Annotated in this window: 19 protein-coding genes; 10 read left to right on the top strand and 9 right to left on the bottom strand. The window is 72.1% G+C overall.

Annotated features, from left to right (window positions below):
• Nucleotides 1–624 precede the first annotated feature (624 nt).
• Nucleotides 625–990 (top strand): hypothetical protein, encoded by a 366-nt coding sequence (locus ACIRU3_RS39675; protein ID WP_404067483.1) that lies wholly within the window; start codon nucleotides 625–627, stop codon nucleotides 988–990.
• Nucleotides 991–1,334: 344 nt separating this feature from the next.
• On the opposite strand, the gene ACIRU3_RS39680 is transcribed toward ACIRU3_RS39675, so the two are convergent.
• Nucleotides 1,335–2,078, bottom strand: coding sequence for an SDR family oxidoreductase (locus ACIRU3_RS39680; protein ID WP_404067485.1), 744 nt, complete (start codon nucleotides 2,076–2,078; stop codon nucleotides 1,335–1,337).
• A gap of 135 nt (nucleotides 2,079–2,213) precedes the next feature.
• On the opposite strand from ACIRU3_RS39680, the gene ACIRU3_RS39685 reads away from it, so the two are divergent.
• Complete coding sequence (locus tag ACIRU3_RS39685) at nucleotides 2,214–2,414, top strand: hypothetical protein (protein ID WP_404067488.1); 201 nt, start codon at nucleotides 2,214–2,216, stop codon at nucleotides 2,412–2,414.
• A 96-nt stretch (nucleotides 2,415–2,510) separates the two neighbouring features.
• On the opposite strand, the gene ACIRU3_RS39690 is transcribed toward ACIRU3_RS39685, so the two are convergent.
• The 4 genes from ACIRU3_RS39690 to ACIRU3_RS39705 all read right to left on the bottom strand — a co-directional run bounded on the left by ACIRU3_RS39690 (nucleotide 2,511) and on the right by ACIRU3_RS39705 (nucleotide 6,671).
• On the bottom strand, nucleotides 2,511–4,076 hold the full coding sequence (locus ACIRU3_RS39690; RefSeq protein WP_404067491.1) for a carboxylesterase/lipase family protein: 1,566 nt from the start codon (nucleotides 4,074–4,076) through the stop codon (nucleotides 2,511–2,513).
• 16 nt (nucleotides 4,077–4,092) lie between these two features.
• Nucleotides 4,093–4,731, bottom strand: a complete 639-nt coding sequence (locus tag ACIRU3_RS39695) for a GPP34 family phosphoprotein (RefSeq protein WP_404067494.1) — start codon at nucleotides 4,729–4,731, stop codon at nucleotides 4,093–4,095.
• Nucleotides 4,732–4,845: 114 nt separating this feature from the next.
• Nucleotides 4,846–5,505, bottom strand: a complete 660-nt coding sequence (locus tag ACIRU3_RS39700; RefSeq protein ID WP_404067496.1) for a response regulator — start codon at nucleotides 5,503–5,505, stop codon at nucleotides 4,846–4,848.
• The gene (locus ACIRU3_RS39705; RefSeq protein ID WP_404067499.1) at nucleotides 5,502–6,671 is read right to left on the bottom strand and encodes a sensor histidine kinase; all 1,170 of its coding nucleotides are present in this window, start codon (nucleotides 6,669–6,671) and stop codon (nucleotides 5,502–5,504) included. Before ACIRU3_RS39705 ends, ACIRU3_RS39700 begins: the two co-directional genes overlap by 4 nt.
• A gap of 350 nt (nucleotides 6,672–7,021) precedes the next feature.
• On the opposite strand from ACIRU3_RS39705, the gene ACIRU3_RS39710 reads away from it, so the two are divergent.
• Nucleotides 7,022–7,933 carry an NAD-dependent protein deacetylase gene (locus ACIRU3_RS39710; RefSeq protein ID WP_404067501.1) on the top strand — a complete coding sequence of 304 codons (912 nt, stop codon included), beginning with the start codon at nucleotides 7,022–7,024 and terminating at the stop codon, nucleotides 7,931–7,933.
• 308 nt (nucleotides 7,934–8,241) lie between these two features.
• On the opposite strand, the gene ACIRU3_RS39715 is transcribed toward ACIRU3_RS39710, so the two are convergent.
• Nucleotides 8,242–8,460, bottom strand: a complete 219-nt coding sequence (locus tag ACIRU3_RS39715) for a hypothetical protein (protein WP_404067504.1) — start codon at nucleotides 8,458–8,460, stop codon at nucleotides 8,242–8,244.
• Between the two features lie 380 nt (nucleotides 8,461–8,840).
• Between ACIRU3_RS39715 and ACIRU3_RS39720 the strand changes: the two genes are divergently transcribed.
• From ACIRU3_RS39720 to ACIRU3_RS39730, 3 genes are all read left to right on the top strand, one after another.
• Nucleotides 8,841–10,343, top strand: a complete 1,503-nt coding sequence (locus tag ACIRU3_RS39720) for a metallophosphoesterase family protein (RefSeq protein WP_404067506.1) — start codon at nucleotides 8,841–8,843, stop codon at nucleotides 10,341–10,343.
• A gap of 66 nt (nucleotides 10,344–10,409) precedes the next feature.
• On the top strand, nucleotides 10,410–11,465 hold the full coding sequence (locus ACIRU3_RS39725) for an LLM class flavin-dependent oxidoreductase (protein ID WP_404067508.1): 1,056 nt from the start codon (nucleotides 10,410–10,412) through the stop codon (nucleotides 11,463–11,465).
• 89 nt (nucleotides 11,466–11,554) lie between these two features.
• Nucleotides 11,555–11,740 (top strand): hypothetical protein, encoded by a 186-nt coding sequence (locus tag ACIRU3_RS39730; RefSeq protein ID WP_404067511.1) that lies wholly within the window; start codon nucleotides 11,555–11,557, stop codon nucleotides 11,738–11,740.
• 102 nt (nucleotides 11,741–11,842) lie between these two features.
• Here the strand turns inward: ACIRU3_RS39730 and ACIRU3_RS39735 are convergent, their stop codons facing one another.
• Nucleotides 11,843–12,826 carry a TauD/TfdA dioxygenase family protein gene (locus ACIRU3_RS39735; RefSeq protein WP_404067514.1) on the bottom strand — a complete coding sequence of 328 codons (984 nt, stop codon included), beginning with the start codon at nucleotides 12,824–12,826 and terminating at the stop codon, nucleotides 11,843–11,845.
• A 420-nt stretch (nucleotides 12,827–13,246) separates the two neighbouring features.
• On the opposite strand from ACIRU3_RS39735, the gene ACIRU3_RS39740 reads away from it, so the two are divergent.
• Nucleotides 13,247–14,002 (top strand): YoaK family protein, encoded by a 756-nt coding sequence (locus ACIRU3_RS39740; protein ID WP_404067517.1) that lies wholly within the window; start codon nucleotides 13,247–13,249, stop codon nucleotides 14,000–14,002.
• A 33-nt stretch (nucleotides 14,003–14,035) separates the two neighbouring features.
• On the opposite strand, the gene ACIRU3_RS39745 is transcribed toward ACIRU3_RS39740, so the two are convergent.
• Nucleotides 14,036–14,911, bottom strand: coding sequence for a helix-turn-helix domain-containing protein (locus ACIRU3_RS39745; protein WP_404067520.1), 876 nt, complete (start codon nucleotides 14,909–14,911; stop codon nucleotides 14,036–14,038).
• A gap of 156 nt (nucleotides 14,912–15,067) precedes the next feature.
• On the opposite strand from ACIRU3_RS39745, the gene ACIRU3_RS39750 reads away from it, so the two are divergent.
• The 3 genes from ACIRU3_RS39750 (at nucleotide 15,068) to ACIRU3_RS39760 (ending at nucleotide 17,156) form a co-directional block, all read left to right on the top strand.
• Entirely contained in the window at nucleotides 15,068–15,931 is an 864-nt protein-coding gene (locus tag ACIRU3_RS39750; RefSeq protein WP_404067523.1) for an oxidoreductase, read from the top strand.
• Between the two features lie 59 nt (nucleotides 15,932–15,990).
• Nucleotides 15,991–16,605, top strand: coding sequence for a DNA polymerase ligase N-terminal domain-containing protein (locus tag ACIRU3_RS39755; protein ID WP_404067526.1), 615 nt, complete (start codon nucleotides 15,991–15,993; stop codon nucleotides 16,603–16,605).
• A 116-nt stretch (nucleotides 16,606–16,721) separates the two neighbouring features.
• A complete protein-coding gene (locus ACIRU3_RS39760) occupies nucleotides 16,722–17,156 on the top strand; it encodes a cupin domain-containing protein (RefSeq protein WP_404067529.1) in 435 nt (144 codons plus the stop codon).
• Here the strand turns inward: ACIRU3_RS39760 and ACIRU3_RS39765 are convergent, their stop codons facing one another.
• Nucleotides 17,157–19,496, bottom strand: coding sequence for a SpoIIE family protein phosphatase (locus tag ACIRU3_RS39765; RefSeq protein ID WP_404067531.1), 2,340 nt, complete (start codon nucleotides 19,494–19,496; stop codon nucleotides 17,157–17,159).
• Between the last annotated feature and the right edge of the window lie 45 nt (nucleotides 19,497–19,541).

The raw sequence follows: 19,541 nt of genomic DNA on the forward strand, positions 1-19,541 counted from the left end.
TCGCAAGTCGGCTTCGACGCCGACCACATGCTCGGACGCCTCCAGATCCCTCCGCTCCCCCACAACGCAGACCGGATCGCACCCGAGGCCCCGGACGCCGCCGTCGCCCGCACCACCGGAGGCCCCTGCAGACCGCGACGCTCCCCGATATCGGCAACTGCGGCGGCCAGAAGCTGCGGACTGTGACTCCGGGAAGGAGGCGGCAGACCCTGGACAGGCTCCCGGCATGGACGTCCGAGTAGAGATCGTCCGGGAGGCGAGTCAGAGGCCCGTCGACGCTTTCCGCAGGTTGTTTCCGCAGCTGTCTTCGACCGCCAGGCCTCTGGACCACGACGCCATCCTTCGGGCTGGGGTCATGCCGTGGCGTTCTCAGGGCTGATCCCGAGAGGTTACCGAGGGGTGCCCGCGACAGCCATGGGCGGAGTCGGGTGTGGGTCGGCAGACGCCGCATGGGCGCGGATACGGCCGTCGCCGCCGCCCGAGTGCCGCCGGAGTGATGAGGCTCTTTGAATCCGGCTCTGTGCGCGGTTGCGTGCTCGGGCGACGCCGCGTCCCCCGCCACTTCAGTAGGCTGGCCGAGTCACTGATCACGGCATTGAGTTCCCCGCTTTTCGGCTGCACGTCGTGCCGGCGGTTCTCGCTCTGGCGAGTCCCTCATGGCAACGCGAAGTGTGGCTGCGGCCGGACGAGTTCGAGAACCTGGACTACGTGGTCCACGTGCTGTTCGACGATTTCTGCAACGCTGACGACCCCGCTCCATGGCTGGGCAAGAGCCTACGGACCGAGGAGGAAGTCGCACTCATGGAGGAGTTGGGCACGGTCTACTCGGCTGTGCAGCAGTCCGTGGGTCGCGACGCCCGGGATGAGGCCTATCTCGATGCTCCTGGGTGGGGCGCCGTGATCACCAAGGCGGCCAGCCTGGCCCAGGTGATGGTGACCAATGACCTCCAGGCTGCGGCTCTCCTGCATGAACAACGTCAGGGCTCCTGACGACCAAGGCTGTGCTGCAGAGGTATCGACGCCGAGACCCCTCGCACCCCTGGGCCTCCCCTTGGTTCTTCGGGTCTTCCCCGCCGGCATCACAGGCAACGCCGGTGGGCATCCACACGCTGCCGCAGGCCATACCGCCGCCACCCCTCAGCCGGATCCCCCCTGCCCGTCCCATCGAGCGTCCGGCGGGCCAGACGCCGCACGATGGCCGGTACGGAGAGGCCAGCCACTTCTCCGCCGCGTAACCGCACGGCTTCGCGGCACCGGCCATCGCCTTCTCCTGAACCCTCCCGCGGCTTACCTGTGCCGCGATCGGCAGCGCAGGGTGCTGGGCCGGTGTGACGCTATTGCGCCTTCGCAAGCCACTCGTCGAAGGTGGTTGGCGCGATGCGGGCGCCCTCGCCCGGCAGGAGAACGTCGCCGGCCATCTCCACACCCAGCAGCGATTGCCAGGTCGGCACGAGCTTGACCGCATGTCCGTGCGCGTCGTTGGTGCGCCGGGCCATGTCCACCAGGTCCTGCGGCTCGGGGCCGGCGACATCGCGGTAGCGCCCCTGGGGTGTGCCCGTGGCGATCTCGGCGAGGATGTCGGCCACGTCCTCGGGCGCGATCGGCTGGACGAGCAGCGGTGGGATCGTTGCGGCGCCGTCCTGTTCGGTCCAGCTCGTCACCGTCGCGGCGAAGTCGTGGAACTGAGTCACAGGAACGATCGTCCACGGCACCGGGCCTTCGGTCACGAGGCGCTCCTGCTCACGCTTTCCGGCGTAGTGTGCGTTGCCTTCAATACGATCAACGCCGACGATCGAGAGCAGCACGTGGTGACGGACACCGGCCCGCTCCCCGGCGGCGAGCAGGTTCCGGGTGACGGTGCCGAAGTACGCGACCGCGTCGTCTCGATCAGCTGCCTCGTAGCTCGTGGTGTCCAGGACGGCGTCGGCGCCGGTCAGGGCGGCGCCGAGGCCGTCCCCGGTGATCAGGTCCACGCCGAGTGAGCGGCTGATGCGCACGACTTCGTGTCCGGCCTGTTCCAGGGCGGCGACGGTGCGGGCCCCGATGTTCCCGGTTGCTCCGGCGACGGCGATGCGCATGGTGTTCTCTCCTCTGTCACTCGGGCTGCCACTCATCTATCCCGATGTCGGCATCCGTGGGGTGGGCGGCCACGGGTGCGGGGCTCCCTCAGCGTCGCCCTCAGCGGTCGCGATCGCATCCCGTGCCTGCAGGGAGTGCGCCAACGCGAGCAGGCCGGCCGGCCGGAGGCGGCCGAGCAGGCGGCCCGGCAGGCGCCGGCCAGTCAGCGTTCCGGGGTCCTGCACCGCTTGGCGCAGGACCGTGCGGGCGAGCAGGTCATGCCGTTGTTTCGGCGTGCCTACGAGGAGGCCCTGGTGTGGGCGCCGGGTCTGCTTGCCGCACGCCTGGAAGCCTGAGGCGGGTGAAGTGCTGCCGGATGAAGATCCTCGAGGAGAGCACGGCGCTTCGAGACCGGCTCACTGCGCGGCGGCAGCCGCGTGTGCCGGCCGTGGTCACCCGAGAGCGTTCCAGAACGCGCAGTGGTGGCGCGGCTGCGCCGTGCGGGTGGGGACGATGTGGTCCGGCGCCAGGGACAGGACGGTCTGCCGGGGCCAGTGCGGTGACGATGGGCCGTTCGGGTCGGCGGTGCGGGCGAAGCGGGTCCAGTAGTCGATCATGGTGTCGGCCAGCCGGTGCTGTGCCGCGGTCAGGTCGCGGGGGCGGCCGCCCAGGTCGAACAGGTAGGGCAGTTCGCTCGCGTGTGGTGCGCCGAGCGGGAACGGCGGCGTGCCCGAGGTGAGCGGCGGGGCGTGCTCGTCGGCGAACTCGTAGCGCCAGACGGGCACATGGGCGGCGAGCAGGCCGTCGGTGCGGGCCGTAGGGCAGGCGAAGTCCGCGTCCCCGATGACCGCGCCGAACACCGGGCCGCCCTCGGTGCGGTGCACCGGGTACTCGCGGACGATCGCCTTCGCCTGTCCCGGGGCGGGGAAGAAGGTGGCCACGACGTCGGGCCAGGTGTCGGGAGTGATGGGATGGCCGGCCTGGACGATTCCGGCGGCCCAGCCGTTGCCTTCGTCGTGGTTGTGGCCGATGAGCACGGGAACGTGGTGGAAGCGGCCGGCGACGATCGCCGCCGCGGGGTCGGTGGGCAGCAACGGGGTGGTGTGAGCGGGCTGTTGGTCGGTGTCCTGGGCCGCGAGCAGACGGGAGACGTCGACCCGCCGCAGGCAGGCCGGCACGTCGCGGGCGGAGCCGCAGCCGACCTTGACCGCGAGGTCCGCACCCGTGGCGCGCGCGGTGGACAGGGGGACGGAGGACGGGGCGAAAGGCCGGTCGGGGCGGCCTGTGCACGGGCCGCTCTCGATGATCGCCCGGTCGAAGAGCCCCGCGGCGGCGGGTGAGGCGAGCTGCGCGCAGACGCTGTAGCCGCCCGCCGACTCGCCGGCCAGCGTCACGTTGTGCGCGTCGCCGCCGAAGGCGCCGATCTCGGCGCGGATCCAGCGCAGCGCCGCCTGCTGGTCGGCCAGGCCGAAGGTGCCGGAGCCGGGCAGCCCGCTGTGCGCGAGGAAACCGAGGGCCCCGAGGCGGTAGTTGACGGTGACGACCACGACGTCGCCGCGGGTGGCCATGCGATGGGCGTCGTACGAGTCGCCCGCTCCGGTGGTGAAGCCGCCGCCGTGCAGCCACACGATCACCGGCCGGGGGTGTGCCGGTCCTGCGCCGTCGGGCGTCGTGACGTTCAGGTGGAGACAGTCCTCGTCGGTGCTACCGCCGGGCACCTCGCCGGCCGGCTGCGGGCAGGCGTTCGCGGGCCGGGTCGCGTCCCGTACCCCGGACCAGGGGGCCGCACGGCGGGGCGGCGCCCAGCGCAGTCTGCCGACCGGGGGCGCCGCGTACGGGATGGCTTCGAAGGTGCGGTAGCCGTCGTGCGCGGCGCCCCGCACCGGTCCGTCGTGGGTGCGTACCGTCGTGACGGGGGCGGACCGGGCGGGCTCTGCCGGTGGCGCTGCACACCAGGCCGTCGCGAGGACGGTGGCCAGGGCGCAGCCCAGGGTGGTCAGGACGCGGTGCATGCTCATTCGTCCTTCCGTCCGGTCAGCTGCCGCCCATGCCGCCCCGCGCGGCGATCATGGTAGTCGGCAGCGCGCGTACAGCTTTCTCCAGGCCGGGCGCGAGGGCGGCCAGATTGCCCGTGCAGGTGTCGATACGGGCCCGGAAGGTCTTGTGGTCCCGCCGGGAGACGACCGAGCGGACACCGCCCGCCGCGGCCAGCGCCAGCAGTGCGGCGTCGGCTGCGGGGATCTCCTGCACGGGGCCGTCCCCGTGCAGCGCCGCGGACACGCGGGCGCGGAGTGCGCCGGGCACGGCGCGGTCCGTCATGGTCAGCCGCCGTGTGCCGAAGCGGGTGCGGGGCGCTTTCACGGTGAGGAGTCCCGCCGTGGCGAGCCGGTCCTCCACCTCCGTCAGGGTCCGCTTGCGGTGGCGGCGCATGAGGTGCTTCCAGCCGTGCCCGGCGGCGGCGTCGCGCAGAACGCCGTCCAGGACCAGATTGCCGGTCGGTTCCGTGCCGGACACGGTGACCGTGCCGCCGTCCTCCCCCAGCCGGCCGCGCAAAGCGAGGTCGACCAGGGCGGCGGCACGGAGCAGCAGCTGCGCCCGGGAACGGTCGTACGGGCCTTCGGCCGCCTCGTCGTGGGCGAGCAGATACATGAGGCAGGGCAGGTCGTCGATCACATCTCGACGCTATGTCCGGGTGCCCCGGCCACGGATCGGCCGCGGGAACGGGCCGGCACCGGGAACGCAGGAGGACTGCGGCCCGGCCTCCTCCCTGAGGAGGAGGCAATGCGGTCAGGGGTGGCGCGGCCGCACGAGGCCGTGGTCGTAGGCGACGACGACGGCCTGGACGCGGTCGCGCAGGTCCAGTTTGCGCAGTACCGCGGTGACATGGTTCTTGACGGTGGCCTCCGACAGGCGCAGCCGCTCGGCGATCTCCGCGTTCGACAGCGCCTGCCCGATCAGGGTGAGCACCTCCCGCTCGCGGCCGGAGAGGCCCTGCAGGGAGGGTGGCGGCGCCGGGTCGGGCGTGGTGCGCAGGAACCGGTCGAGGACACGGCTCAGCACGGCCGGCGCCAGCAGGGCGTCGCCACGCGCGGTGAGGCGGATCGCGTCGACGAGTTCGGCGGGGCGCATGTCCTTCAGCAGGAAACCGCTCGCTCCGGCCCGTAGGCCGGCGACCACGTGCGCGTCCAGGTCCCAGGTGGTCAGCACGAGCACCCGGGACCGGCTGCCGCACTCCGCGATCTGCCGGGTCGCCTCGATGCCGTCCACGACGGGCATGCGTACGTCCATCAGCACCACGTCGGGTTCCAGTTCCCGTGTCAGCCGGACCGCCTCCTGGCCGTCGGACGCCTCACCGACCACTTCGAGATCGTCCCGGGCGTCGATGATCATGCGGAATCCGGTACGGACCAGGGTCTGGTCGTCGGCCACCACCACGCGCACGGTCATGACGCGCGCTCCACCGGCAGCTGCGCCGCCACCTCGAACCCGCCTCCGGGCAGCGGACCGGCGCGCAGGCTGCCGCCCACGAGCCGTGCGCGCTCCTTCATCCCCACCAGTCCGCGTCCCGCTCCCGCCGCGGCCGGCCGGCCCTGCGACGTATCCCCGTTGTCGACCACCGTGACCTTCACGCATTCCCCTTCGGCCATCACGCGCACGGTCACCTCGTCGGCGCCGGGCGCGTGGCGCAGCGTGTTGGTGAGAGCCTCCTGGACGATCCGGTACGCCGCCAGGTCCACCGCGGCCGGCAGATCGTCGGTGGCGCCCTCGCGATGCACGTGTACGGTCATCCCGGTCGCACGCACGGTGTCGGCCAGCTCGTCGAGGCGCGCGAGAGAAGGCCCCGGCTCCCGCTGCCCCCCGGCCGGGTCCTCCTCCGCATCGAGCCGGAACGCACGGAGCAGCAGACGCAGTTCGCCGAGCGCCGAGCGGGCGCCCGTCTCGATGGCCCGCAGCGCCTGACGGGCCTGTTCGGGCCGTTGGGTGAACACATCGTCGGCGGCACCCGCCTGAATGACCATCACCGACAGGGTGTGCGCCACGACATCGTGCACCTCGCGCGCGATCCGCGCCCGCTCCTCCACCACGGCCCGGCGCATCTCCGCCCTCGTCCGTGCCTGCTGCGCCCTGCGCCACTGCCCCGAGGTCCACGCCAGGACCACCGTCAGCAGATAGACCGCCAGCCCCGCGGGACCGCCCGCCCCGAACGCCAGCGGCGCCGGCAGGCACATCGCCGCGAGCGCCCACAGCGACACCCGCCGCGGCCTGGTGGCCGACAGCACGCACAGCGCGACCTGCGCCGCGAGCAACGCCCCCGTCAAGGTCACCGCAGGCAGCAGCGCCCACACCGCGAGCCCCGCCACCGCGTTCCCGGCCAGTACGGCGACCGGGGCGCGCGTCTGCCACCTCAGGGCGCAGGCCTGCGCGAGGACCAGAGCCACGGCCACGGGCAGTCGTCGGCCGTGCTCCGCGCCGGCGACGAGCACCGAAGTGCCGAGGACAGCGAGCACCAGACCGGCCGACCCCCACCACAGCGCCCGGGCCAGCCGGGGCGACAGCTCGCCACGCGCCTCCCCGGCGAACGCGTCGTCCCACTGTCTGCTGCTGCGGTCCACCCCCCGACCCTATCCAGCGGCGCGTGGCGGTCTCTGCTCCACGATCCCCAGCGGCTTCGCGAGCGCCTCGCGCCGCGACACACGCACGCATCAGCTCCCGGGCGCGCGAGTCAGCAGCCCGTACACCAGGCGGCCACGGCCGCAGCAGCGGCCGCGCCGGTCCCCCCTCCGTCTCCAGCGCGGCGAGGGTTCCCCCTGGTTCTCCCCGAGGTCCTGCGCCCTCTGCCGGCTGGTGCGGGTTGCCGGCCGGCCAGATGGGCGCCGTCGGGGGCGGCCCCGAGCGAGCACAGGCGGGTGGCGGTACGGCCGCCACCCGGCACTGAAGGCAGCCTGTTCCGTACCCTGGCGGCATGCGCATGCGCCCCACCCTGAGCTGGACCCCTGCCGAGGACCTGCCGCCGGGCACCACGGATCTGGAGCCGGTCGCCGACGCTCTGAGCCGCGGCGGTGTGCTGGTGCTCAGCGGGGCGGGCCTCTCCACGGAGTCGGGCATCCCCGACTACCGGGGCGAGGGCGGGAGCCTGAGCCGGCACACCCCGATGACCTACCAGGACTTCACCGCCGGCGTCCACGCCCGGCGCCGGTACTGGGCTCGCAGCCATCTCGGCTGGCGCACCTTCGGCCGCGCCTGCCCCAACGCCGGGCACCTGGCCGTGGCCGCGTTCGAACGGCACGGCCTGCTCTCGGGAGTGATCACCCAGAACGTCGACGGGCTGCACCAGGCCGCCGGCAGCGAGGGCGTCATAGAACTCCACGGAGGCCTGGACCGGGTCGTCTGCCTTTCCTGCGGCGCCCTCAGCTCGCGCCGCGAACTCGCCCGGCGGCTGGAGGAGGGCAATCCGGGCTTCGAGCCGGCGGCCGCCGGAATCAACCCGGACGGTGACGCCGACCTCACCGACGAACAGGTCGGGGACTTCCGCGTGGCGCCCTGCACGGTCTGCGGCGGCATCCTCAAACCCGACGTGGTGTTCTTCGGCGAAGCCGTTCCGCCGCGGCGGGTCGATCACTGCCGCAAGCTGGTCCGCGAGGCGACCTCACTGCTTGTCCTGGGTTCCTCGCTGACAGTCATGTCCGGGCTCCGGTTCGTCCGCCAGGCCGCCCAGGCCGACAAACCGGTGCTGATCGTCAACCGGGACCCGACCCGAGGCGACCGCCACGCCCTCACCCGGGTCGCGCTCCCCCTGGGAACAGCTCTCACCACCGTGGCCGGCCGACTTGGCACCCCCCTCGACAGCCAGGCGGCAGCCTGTGTGAAGCCCTGACAGTGCAGTTAAAGGCCCGGTTTCCACCATGCCGACATCCGCCCGCCCGGCCACGGGGCTGAACTCGGCGAGGCGTTGCAGCTGTCCGGCCGGCAAGACCGCTCGGGCGAGACCCGTGCTCCCGCACGACTTCGCTGCGTCGGTTCAACCACACCGAGCGGTAGCCCGCGATGCCGAAATCGAACATCGGGTGATCCTGCCAGAGGCGCCTCCCGCTCTTCGGCGCCGCCCCAAGCCCAGGCGCCGGGGAGGCACGTCCCCGTAGTAGCCGGGCCGTCCGGGGCATCAGAAGCACGGCCGAACGATCGTCAGCCGTTGAAAGCCTTCTGCGGCTTCCGCACGAGTTTGACGACGACCCAGACGATCAAGCATCCCAGGACGAGCAGGAAGAGGATCGCCTGGTACAGGGGCATCTTCTTCTTTCCGGTGGACGAACTGCCGTCGCTGCTGCCGGAGGAGTAGCCGCCGCCGCTCGAACTCCTGTAACCGCCACGCGTCTTGCCGACGCCGCCACCACGGCCGCCCACCGTGCTGATACCCCCGCTGCTGCCACCACCCCGCTGCGACGACAGCGCGACGTACGAGCCGGGGTCACCCCCGCTTGGGCCGTGGCGGGCGCGATCCCGAACAGAGCGCCGGCCAGGAGGAGTACGGTTGCCACACGCATGAGTTTTCCCGGTGATGGCGGGTTGGAACGAAGGTGGCGCCAGGGCCGCGACGTTGCACCCCAGGGCATCGGTCGGTGCTGTCTGCGCTCCGGTTCCGGCTCACGTTCTGTCTGCACCGTGCGGCATTGCAGGTTCCAGTTCAGGTGGAAGACCGGCAGACCGGCACACCAGCACCGCTGCGACACCGCGTCAGGACCCGCCCTGCAGCCCGTGATCGACCGGTTGTTACGGTGCATCGCGTGTCTGACTCCTCACGCGATACCGCACAGGGCGCCGGCTGGGGCTCGGCCGAGCACGGCGCCTACCGTCAGCTCCTGCCCGCCCCCGTCGAGAAGATTTCGTGGCTGAACCCGAGGACCCTGTGGGCCGCCCGCAACGGGGTGCTGGCGTCGTGGTTCGGCGATCCGACGGGCCGTACCCGCAGCCGTCTGGTGGCCCGGCAGTCCGAGGCGGGGGCGAGGGCCGACAAGGTGGTCCGACGGGACGTGCCGGAACGGTTCTCCTTCATGGTCATCGGGGACACGGGTGAAGGGGACGACTCCCAGTACGCCGTGGTGCCGGGCTTTCTGAAGGTGGGTCAGGACACCGACTTCGCGGTGATCGCGAGCGATGTGATCTATCCGGTCGGCAGCGCGGACGACTACGGCACCAAGTTCTTCCGGCCGTACCAGGACTACCCGGCGCCGATATATGCGATACCGGGCAACCACGACTGGTACGAGGATCTGGGCGCGTTCATGCGCGTCTTCTGCGCCGACGCCTCGCCGCCCGTCCCCGAGCCCGCACCCCGGCCGCTCACCCGGGCCTGGTGGCGTGGCGTGCTCTGGCACCGGCCACGCCCGACTGACGGGCAACACCTCGCCGACGCACGGAAGTTGCGGTCGGCACCGGGGCAACAGGCCGTGCAGCCGGGGCCGTACTGGGCGATCGACGCCGGACCGGTGCGGATCGTCGGCATCGACACGGGACTGCTCGGCACGGTCGACGCCGAGCAGGGCGCGTGGCTGCGGGAAGTCTCCCGTGGGCCGAAGCCGAAGATCCTGATCACCGGTTCGCCGCTGTACGTGGACGGCGAGCACCATCCCTGCGCCATCGACGGCGGCGGCACCGTCGACGACATCGTCCGCGACCCGGAGCATCACTATGTGGCCGCGATCGGCGGCGACATCCACAACTACCAGCGCTACCCCGTCGACGTGGACGGCCGGACCGTCCAGTACGTGGTCTCGGGCGGTGGCGGCGCGTTCATGCATGCCACACACACCATCCCGCGGGTGTCGATCGCGAACGTCACCGAGCGGGACTTCCGCTGCTATCCGCTGCGCGGCGACTCGCTGGCCTTCTACAGCCGCCTCTACGGCCGCCGGCTGCGCCTGCGCCGCTTCTTCACTCTCACCGAGTCCGAGGCGACGGCCGTGGTCGCCGAACGGCTCGGCATCGAGCCGGGCCGCGCGCCCGGCCCGGACGCCCGGGTCACCCGGCGCACCCGTCTGGTCGCGAGCCTGCTGGGCACCGGCGGGCGGCCCGACCGCACCTCCCGGTTCCGGCTGCCCGTGCGCAAGATCTACACCCAGCTGTTCTCACCCGGCTCGGCCACCTACAGCCCACCGTTCTTCAAGTGCTTCCTGCGTCTGGACGTCACCCCGGAGGCGGTACGGCTGCGCTGCTTCGCCGCGACCGGAAATCGCGCCCAGGAACTCGATCCGCCGGTCGAGGACGAGGTCACCATCCCACTGAAGTGATCACACGGTTGTCACACTCACCTGCGAGAATCGGGGCAGAGCCGACGTACGACCGCTGGAGGAGCCGTGCCGTCCACTCCCCGCCCGCTGCGCAAGCTGGGCTTCCTCACGATCGGTCTGTTCGACGCGGCCGACCCGGGCCGGGGGCACGAGTCCACGCTGGAGATCATCGAGCTGGGCGAGCGGCTGGGCTTCGACAGCGCCTGGGTCCGCCACCGGCACCTGCAGAACGGGATCTCGTCCCCGGTCGCGGTGCTGGCGGCGGCCTCGCAGCGCACCCGCCGCATCGAGCTGGGTACGGCGGTGATCCCGCTGGGCTGGGAGAACCCGCTGCGCCTCGCGGAGGACCTGGCGACCGTGGACATCCTGTCCGGCGGCCGGCTGAACCCAGGCGTCAGTGTGGGTCCGCCGATGCACTACGAGCAGATCAGGGAGGCCCTGTACCCGGACACCGCGGACGCCGAGGACTTCAGCTATGAGCGGGTGCGGCGGCTGCTGGGCTTCGTGCGGGGCGAGCCGGTCACCGGCGTCAGCGGCGTGGAGGGCGTCGAGGGCACACGGCGGCAGCCGCATGTCGAGTCCACCTACGATGTCGTCCAGCCGCACTCCCCCGGGCTGGGCCATCGGCTGTGGTACGGCGGCGGCAGCCTCGGCTCGGCGCGCTGGGCGGGCGAGCACGGCATGAACTTCCTGACCAGCAGCGTGGTCAAGGCCGAGGATCCAGAGGGACCGGCGGACTTCGCGGAGATCCAGCTGTCCCACATCCGCGCGTTCCGCGCCCACCATCCCGACGGGGACGCGGCCCGGGTCTCCCAGGGCCTGGTGGTGATCCCCACGGACTCCGCGAGCCCCGAACAGCGGGCCAGGTACGCGGAGTACGCGGCGAAGCGTCTCCCGCGGACGGCCTCCCCGCAGGGTCCGGCGCGGCTTCTGTTCGCCCCCGACCTGGTCGGCACCTCCGGTGAACTCGCCGAGCGGCTGCACGCGCACGCCGCGTTCCGCGAGGTCGACGAGGTGGCGTTCGCGCTGCCGTTCACCTTCGAGCACGAGGACTACGTCCAGATCCTCACGGACTTGGCGACGAAGCTGGGCCCTGCCCTGGGGTGGCGGCCGGAAGGCTGATCCCGCCGGCCGCCAGGACCTGGATCCGGGCGGTTGGACGGGGTGAGGCTGTCGACGCCCGTGGGGAGCGGGCGTAGAGAGGGGGATTCATGAGTGAACAGCCGATGAGCGACCGCGAGATGTGGGCGAGCCTCGCCGGACTCGTGGGCATCATCGCGTTGGTGGTGTCGTTCTTCGTGGGCATACCGCTGTGGCTGACGCTTCCGGCAACGCTGGTGATGCTCGTCAGCATTACGATCGTCTGGGTCGAGCAGAAGAAGCGCGGATACCGCTAGGGCCGCTCGTCGGACTGCCGTCTGCCACGCGACGCCACGCGCGCAGTCAGGACGGCCCTGCCGGGCCGGGCGGTCGTGTTCGTACGACCGCCCGGCTCCCGGTCACCAGCGGCCCGGCTCGGTGCCGGTCACCGCCTCCGAGCGCCTGCCGTCCACGCCCGCCGGTACGTCACCCGCCAGCATCACCCGGTGCATGATCCGCGGGAAGTCCAGGTGGGCGTTGTCGCTGGGGGCCAGGTGGATGGTGGCCCGGTTGTCCCAGAAGGCGACGCTGCCGGGTTCCCAGCGGAAGCGAACCGTGTACTCGGGGCGCACCGCCTGCTCCAGCAACATCTCAAGCAGCGCCGCGCTCTCCGGGCGGGAGACGTCGGTGATCTGCTCCACGTAGTAGCCGTTGACGAACAACACCCGTTCCCCGGTCTCCGGGTGCACGCGGACCAGCGGGTGCACGGAGGCGACCTGGTGGTCCAGAAGATGACGGGTGTACCCGTCGTCGCCGGGCCGCGGCTGGTAGCCGACGCCGAGCCGGTGTTCGGCGCGCAGTCCGTCCACGAAGGCGCGGACCGGCGCCGACAGCCCGGCGTAGGCGGCTGCCAGGTTGGCCCAGGTGGTGTCGCCGCCGTACGGCGGGACGGTCTCGGCGCGCAGGACGGTCGCGGCCGGCGGGTCGACGCGGGCGCCGTGGTCGCAGTGCCAGCCGCGCAGCAGAGTGTGCCGGCGGCGCCGCAGCCACTCCTCGTGCTCCATGCCGAAGCGCCCGCCCAGCTCCAGGCGGTCGGCGGTGGTCTCCACCTCGGGGAATCCGGCCGGTGAGGCACTGCCGCGCCGGCCGAGCACGACCGGCCGGCCGAAGCGGCGGGCGAAGGCGACGTGCCCTGCGTGGTCGAGGTGCTGACCGCGGAAGAACACCACCTTCCAGCGCAGCACCGCGTCCCTGATCAGGGACACCACGGCGTCGTCGAGCGGTCCGGCCAGATCGACACCGGTGATCTCGGCGCCGATGTGCCCGGCCGTCGGCCGCACTTCGACGCCCTTGACCCGCTCCGTCTGCCAGGCCTGCTCGGCTGTGGCCCTGTCCGTCGTCATGCACGCTCCGAAAGTCGTCCGTACGGGTCTGTCGGAAATCGTGTCAGCCAGGGAGCGTCGCGGCGACAGAGTTGCCCCGGGCTCGGCCGTCGAACTCGAAGGAGACCGCGGTGTGCGGCACGTCGGCGAGTCGGGCGGCATCCCGTGAGGCAGGTCGTCCGCCTGCCCCGGTGTTCCGGTCCGTGCCGTCGCCCATGCCGTCGGCTGCCCTCGCCCCCACCTTTCCGGTTGATCACTGCTCGCCTCACCGCAGCCCTGAGCTCGGGTGGACGACACGGTCGGGTGCGGTCCGGGACAGGGCCGGTTGACCCGCTTCCGGGTGCGGACCGCGGCAGGTCACCGGACGATGAACTCCGCGCACCCGAAAGGAGAGGCAATGGACACGGTGGCCGCGGGTAACGGCGAGAGCGCGACCGACCGGTGACCGGCTCGAAGGCCGCCGACGACGTGAGCGGTCACCCGGCGCGCGTAGAAGTCCGCATCGCCGTCGTCATGTTCGCGCTGACCGTGACGGCGGCCTCCATCGACGCGATCATCTTTCTCGGTCTCGGGCGCGCGTTCGCCGCGATGGCCACCGGCAACGTCCTGTTCCTCGGGTTCGGGCTGGCGAAGGCTGGGACACCGACCGCCCGTCCCGCCGAGGCTCTGGCCGCGTTCACGTTCGGGGTCGCCACCGCCCACGTCGTCGTCGGGCGACTCCGCCGTCAAGGACGGCGCTGGCTCACGCGCTCCCTCGCCGTGGAGACGACGACGGTCCTGGTCGTAGGGCTGGTCGTCGTCGGCACGAGCGGGCGGCGAACGCCACCGGAGCACATCACCGTCCTCGCCGTCGTCCTGCTGGCGGCCGCCATGGGATGGCGCAACCGCGTGATGCTTCAGGCAGGCATCCCGGACATGCCCACGACCGTCATGCAGACCACCCTGGTCAAGGCACTCGTGGACGTCATGTCCTGGCGCCCGGCCGCTCCCCATGACCCGCTGCTGCCACGGGCACGACGTCTTGCCACCATCTCCGGTGTCTTCCTCGGCGCGGTCGCCGGCGCCTTGCTGCTGCACCTCGGTCCCGGCCCCGCCCTGCTGTGCGTCGCGGGTCTGTCGGCCTGTGTCACGGCCCTCTACTCCAGATCACCCCGCCTGCGTCCCCCGGACGCGGCGCAGACCGGCGGAAAACACTAGTCCCTGCTCCTGGACAGTGGTTCTCGACAGTGGCTACTGCTCCTCGACGCGCTCGTGCGGGGCGCCCGGCCGGGCTGCGGAGAGACTGCCGAGGATGTCGAGGAGCTCCGCGCTGCGGCTGCCGGGCTCGGCGTGGAAGACGACGAGGGTGAGTGCGTCGGTGCCGTCCACGGTGAGTTTGTTCGAGTGCAGGTCCAGGTCGCCGACCTGCGGGTGACTCAGATGGCTGATGCGGCCGCGCCGGGGCCGCACCTCGTGCCGCGCCCAGAGCATGCGGAAGCGTTCGCTGCGCAGGGACAGGCCGCCGACCAGGTCGCGCAGGTGCGGGTCGTCCGTGTCGGGCCCGGCGTAGACGCGCAGGGCGGCCACGCCCTCCTCGGTGAGGTCGTCCCAGTCCCGGCGCAGTGCGCGCTCGGCGGGGTCGAGGAAGACGGCCCGCAGCAGATTGACGCCAGGCGTGTAGTTCGGGGTGAGGGCCGTGGCGAGGGCGTTGGCGGCGAGGCAGTCGGTGTACCGGTTCTGGATGTAGGCGGGGTTGCGGGGCCAGCCGTCGATGAGCTGCAGGAGGCCCGCGGGCACCTGCTGCCGGCGCGGCGCCGACCGGACACGAGGCTCCTGCCGCGCCTGCCCGATCCGGTCCTGGGCCAGGCCGAGGAGGTAGGAGGTGGCGTCGGCGTCCAGCCGCAGCACCCTGGCGATCGCCTGGAGGACCTGCGCCGACGGATTGCGGTCGCGGCCCTGTTCCAGGCGCAGGTAGTAGTCGGAACTGATGCCGGAGAGCATCGCGACCTCCTCGCGGCGCAGCCCCGGGACCCGGCGCAGGCCCGTGCCGGGCAGTCCCACGTCCTCGGGCCTGACCTGCGCCCGGCGGGCGCGCAGGAACTCGCCGAGCGCGTTCGTACCGTCCATGACACCACCGTACGGCCGCACCGGTGGCAGTGACTGGCCCCGTCACTCCCAGGAACACGGGGGCACTGCCCCCGAGGGCGCATCCGGCGCACCGTGGAGAACAAGGAGAAGGACACCGGAGCTACCGGTGGCCACGCACATCACGAGAGGTACGACATGACTGCACAGCTCGGCGGCGCCGTCACCCCGGCCGACGGTCTGTCCCTGACCCGCATGGGCTACGGCGCCATGCAGTTGGCCGGACCACATGTCTTCGGCCCGCCGAAGGACCGGGCGCGGGCCGTTGCGGTGCTCCGTGCGGCGGTGGAGGCGGGCATCACCCACCTCGACACAGCGGACTTCTACGGCCCCGTGGTCGTCAACGAGATCATCCGCGAGGCCCTGCACCCCTACCCGGACGGTCTGCACATCGTGACCAAGGTCGGCGCCCGCCGGGGAGCCGACGGCAGCTGGATCGTCTCCCGGCATCCCGAGGACCTGAAGGCGCAGGTGTACGACAACCTGCGGAACCTGGGCGTGGAGGCGCTGGACGTGGTCAATCTGCGGCTCGGCGACATCGACACCCCGAACGAGGACTCCGTCGCCGACCAGTTCGGCGCTCTGGCGGAGCTGCGGCAGCGGGGCCTGGTCCGGCACCTGGGGCTGAGCGCCGCGTCCGTCGCGCAGCTGGAGGAGGCCCGGTCGATCGCGCCCGTGGTCACGGTGCAGAACCTGTACAACCTGGCCAACCGGCAGGACGACGACCTGGTCGCGCGCACGGCGGTGGAGAACATCGCCTTCGTGCCGTACTTCCCGCTCGGCGGATTCACCCCGCTGCAGTCCGACACGCTGTCGAAGGTCGCCGCGCGGCTGGGCGCCGCGCCGCAGCAGGTGGCCCTGGCCTGGCTGCTGCGCCGTTCGCCGAACATCGCGCTCATCCCCGGCACCTCGTCGCCGGACCACCTGCGCGAGAACATCGCCGCGGCCTCTCTATTCCTCCCCGAGGACGCGGTCGCGGAGTTGGACGGCATCGGCGGCTGACGGGCCCGTAGCGGGGTACTCGGGGGTCCGTGAGGTCACCGCGTGGAAGGGGGCCGCTCGTGGCGACGGAGGACTGGCTGCGGACCTACCGGGGCAAGCGCGACTTCGAGCGGACCCGCGAGCCGTCGGGGCAGCCGGCGGCCACGCCGGGTGGGCGGCCCCGGTTCGTGGTGCAGATCCATGACGCGCGCCGGATGCACTTCGACTTCAGGCTCCAGGTCGGAGACGTCCTGAAGTCCTGGGCCGTCCCCCGGGGTCCGTCGTCGGATCCCGGGGACAGACGGCTGGCCGTGCCCACCGAGGACCATCCGCTGGAGTACGAGGACTTCGAGGGTGTGATCCCGAAGGGCGAGTACGGGGGCGGCACCGTGATCGTCTGGGACCGCGGGACCTACGAGCCGCTCAGTCACGACCGCGCGGGCCGTCCGGTGGACTTCGCGGAGTCGGTGGAGCACGGACACGCGGGCTTCCGGCTGCACGGAGCCAAGCTGCACGGCGAGTACGCCCTCACCCGCTTCCGCAGCGCCCAGGACGAGGAGGAGGCCTGGCTGCTGGTCCGCAAGGGCCCCGCAGGCCGGGCGGACGGGCACGGCAGCCCGGATCCCCGCCGGGCCCGATCGGTCCGTACCGGACGCACCCTGGCCCAGGTCGCCGCCGACGCCGGCCAGGACTGACTCAAGTATCCGGGCGCGGGGCCGCATGAATCCGGATCACCGGGTTCCGCCCCCAACGCGCCCGCTCTGCCTCTATGTTCGCGGCGAAGCCCGCTCGCGTCCCTGGAGGCTCCCGCATGCGCACCGCACTCCGCACCGCCGTCACCGGCGCGGTGACCGCCGCCACCCTTCTGACCTGCGGCCCCGCCGGGGCGACTCCGCCGGGGCCGGGGGTGACGGGCCGGATCATCAGCCAGACCACCGTGGGCGGCACCGACTACACCCTGCGGGAGATCACGATCCCACCGGGCCAGAGCACCGGATGGCACTACCACGACGGTCCGCTCTACGGGTTCGTGAAGCAGGGCACCCTCAGCCACTTCGACTCCACCTGCGCCTCGGACGGCGTGTACCGGACGGGCGAGCCGATCCGGGAGCCGTTCGGTCCCGGCCACGTCCACATCGGCCGCAATCTGGGCGACACCCCGCTGGTCCTCGATGTGCTCTACGTACTGCCGCACGGCTCCCCGTTCTCCGAGGACGCGCCGAACCCGGGCTGCCCGTTCCAGTGATCAGGCGTCGGGCAGCGGCTGTTCCGCCCAGATCGTCTTGCCGCTGCCCGTCTGCCGGCTGCCCCAGCGCTGGGTGAGCTGGGCGACCAGCAGCAGGCCGCGGCCGCCCTCGTCGTAGGCGTGCGCCCGGCGCAGATGCGGTGAGGTGGAACTGCCGTCGGAGACCTCGCAGATGAGCGCGCGGTCGCGGATCAGGCGCAGTTGGATGGGCGGCACGCCGTAGCGAATGGCGTTCGTGACGAGTTCGCTGACGACGAGTTCGGTGACGAATCCGGCCTCCTCCAGCCCCCAGGCGGCCAGTCGTTCGGTGGCCGCCTGCCGGAAGGTGGCCACTTCGGCCGGGTCGGGCGGTACGTCCCAGGTGGCGATGCGGTCGGCGCCGAGCGCCCTGGTACGGGCCATGAGGAGCGCGACATCGTCGGTGGGCTGTTCGGGCATGACGGCCTTGAGGACGTTGTCACTGAGCGCCTCCAGGGAGTCGGCCGGTGCGCCGAGGGCACGGAGCAGTTCGTCGGTGGCGTGGTCGATGTCCCGGTCGCGGTCCTCGATCAGTCCGTCGGTGTAGAGGGCGACGACCGAGCCTTCGGGCAGTTCGAGTTCCGTCGCCTCGAACGGCAGCCCGCCGACCCCGAGAGGCGGTCCGGCGGTCATGGAGACGAACTCGGGGGTGCCGCCGGGCAGGACGAGGGCGGGGGCCGGGTGGCCGGCGGCCGCCATGGACAGGCGCCGGGAGACGGGGTCGTAGACGGCGTAGAGACAGGTGGCGCCGAGTTCGGCGACCTCCTCGCCGCTTTCGTCGGAGACCAGGTGGGTGACCAGGTCGTCGAGATGGGTGAGGAGTTCGTCCGGGGGCAGGTCGACGTCGGCGAGGGTGCGTACGGCCGTCCGGAGCCGGCCCATGGTCGCCGAGGACTGGATGCCGTGGCCGACCACGTCGCCGACGACGAGGGCGACCCGGCTGCCGGAGAGCGGGATCACGTCGAACCAGTCGCCGCCGATGCCGGCCAGCGACCCGCAGGGCAGATACCGGTGGGCGACGTCGACCGCGGCCTGTCCGGGCAGCCCCCTCGGCAGGAGGCTGTGCTGGAGGGCGTGGGCAGTCGTGCGTTCGCGGGCGAAGCGGCGGGCGTTGTCGACACAGACGGCGGCGCGGCTGGCGAGTTCCTCGGCGAAGACGGCGTCGTCGGGGCCGTAGTCGTTGGGGTGGGCCAGACGGACGCATACCGCGACGCCCAGGGTGGTGCCGCGGGCGCGGAGCGGTACCGCGATCATGGAGTGGACGCCCACGCGGTAGGGGCGGCCCTCGGGCGAGCGCGCGTTGCGCTCGCCGAGCCACTGATCGAACGCCGGCTCACCGGCGTGGGCCAGTACCGCCCGGCTCTCGTGCAGGGCCCGGGCCGGCGGTGAGGACGGCTGGTAGACCTCCGTCTCACCCAGATTCAGGGCCGCACCCGGACTGCCCTCGCGGGTGGAGCCGTGGGCGACGCGGCGCAGCGCGACACCGCCGTCCGGGATCATCGGCGGCTCGTCCGCCCCGAGGACCCAGTCGAGCAGGTCGATGCTGGCGAAGTCGGCGTACTGCGGGACCAGGAGTTCGACCAGTTCCTCGGCGGTGCCCACCACGTCGAGGGTGGTGCCGATGCAGGTGGCCGCCTCGTTCAGCAGGGCGAGGCGGCGCCGGGCCCAGTACTGCTCGCTGCTGTCGAAGGCGGCGAGGGCGACGGCGGTCGGCTCGCCCGCGTCGTCCCGCAGCGGCCACATCTCGATGCTCCAGGCGTGTTCCCGGGTCAGGGCGGGAGCACTGGTGAAGCTCTCGTAGTGGACGGGCCGGTCGGTCTCGGCGACCTGGCGCAGATGGCGCGTGAAGACCCGGCTGTGCTCGCCGTCATCGACGGTGTCCGGGTAGAACCGGCCGACCAGATCCTCCTCGGACACGCCGATCACCTGGCAGGCGGCGTCGTTGGCCCGCAGATAGCGCTGTTGGAGGTCGAAGACCGACATGGACATGGAGGCCGTCTGGAAGGCCTGGGCGGCCAGCTCGGAGCTGGGCGGACAGGGTGGCTCGACGGTGACCACGTATCCGGCCGGCGCGCCGTCGGCGCCGAGGACCGGGCAGGCGGTCAGGGACAGCTCGACCCGGTGTCCGTCGCGGTGCCGCAGGGCGAGGGTGCCGGCCTCGGCGGTGACGGCAGAGGGGGGTACGTCCTCGGCGAGCAGGTCGGCCGCGGGCCGGCCGACGACCTCTTCCGCCGATCGGCCCGTGAGCAGCCGGGCGCCCTCGCTCCACCCCGTCACCCTGCCCTGGGCATCGATGATCGCCGCCGCCGCGACTCGCTCCATATGCCCAAGGATGATGCGATTGTTCCGGGGCATCAAGCGCGGGGA

The sequence above is a fragment of the Streptomyces sp. NPDC101151 genome (assembly GCF_044768335.1).
GTDB lineage: Bacteria > Actinomycetota > Actinomycetes > Streptomycetales > Streptomycetaceae > Streptomyces.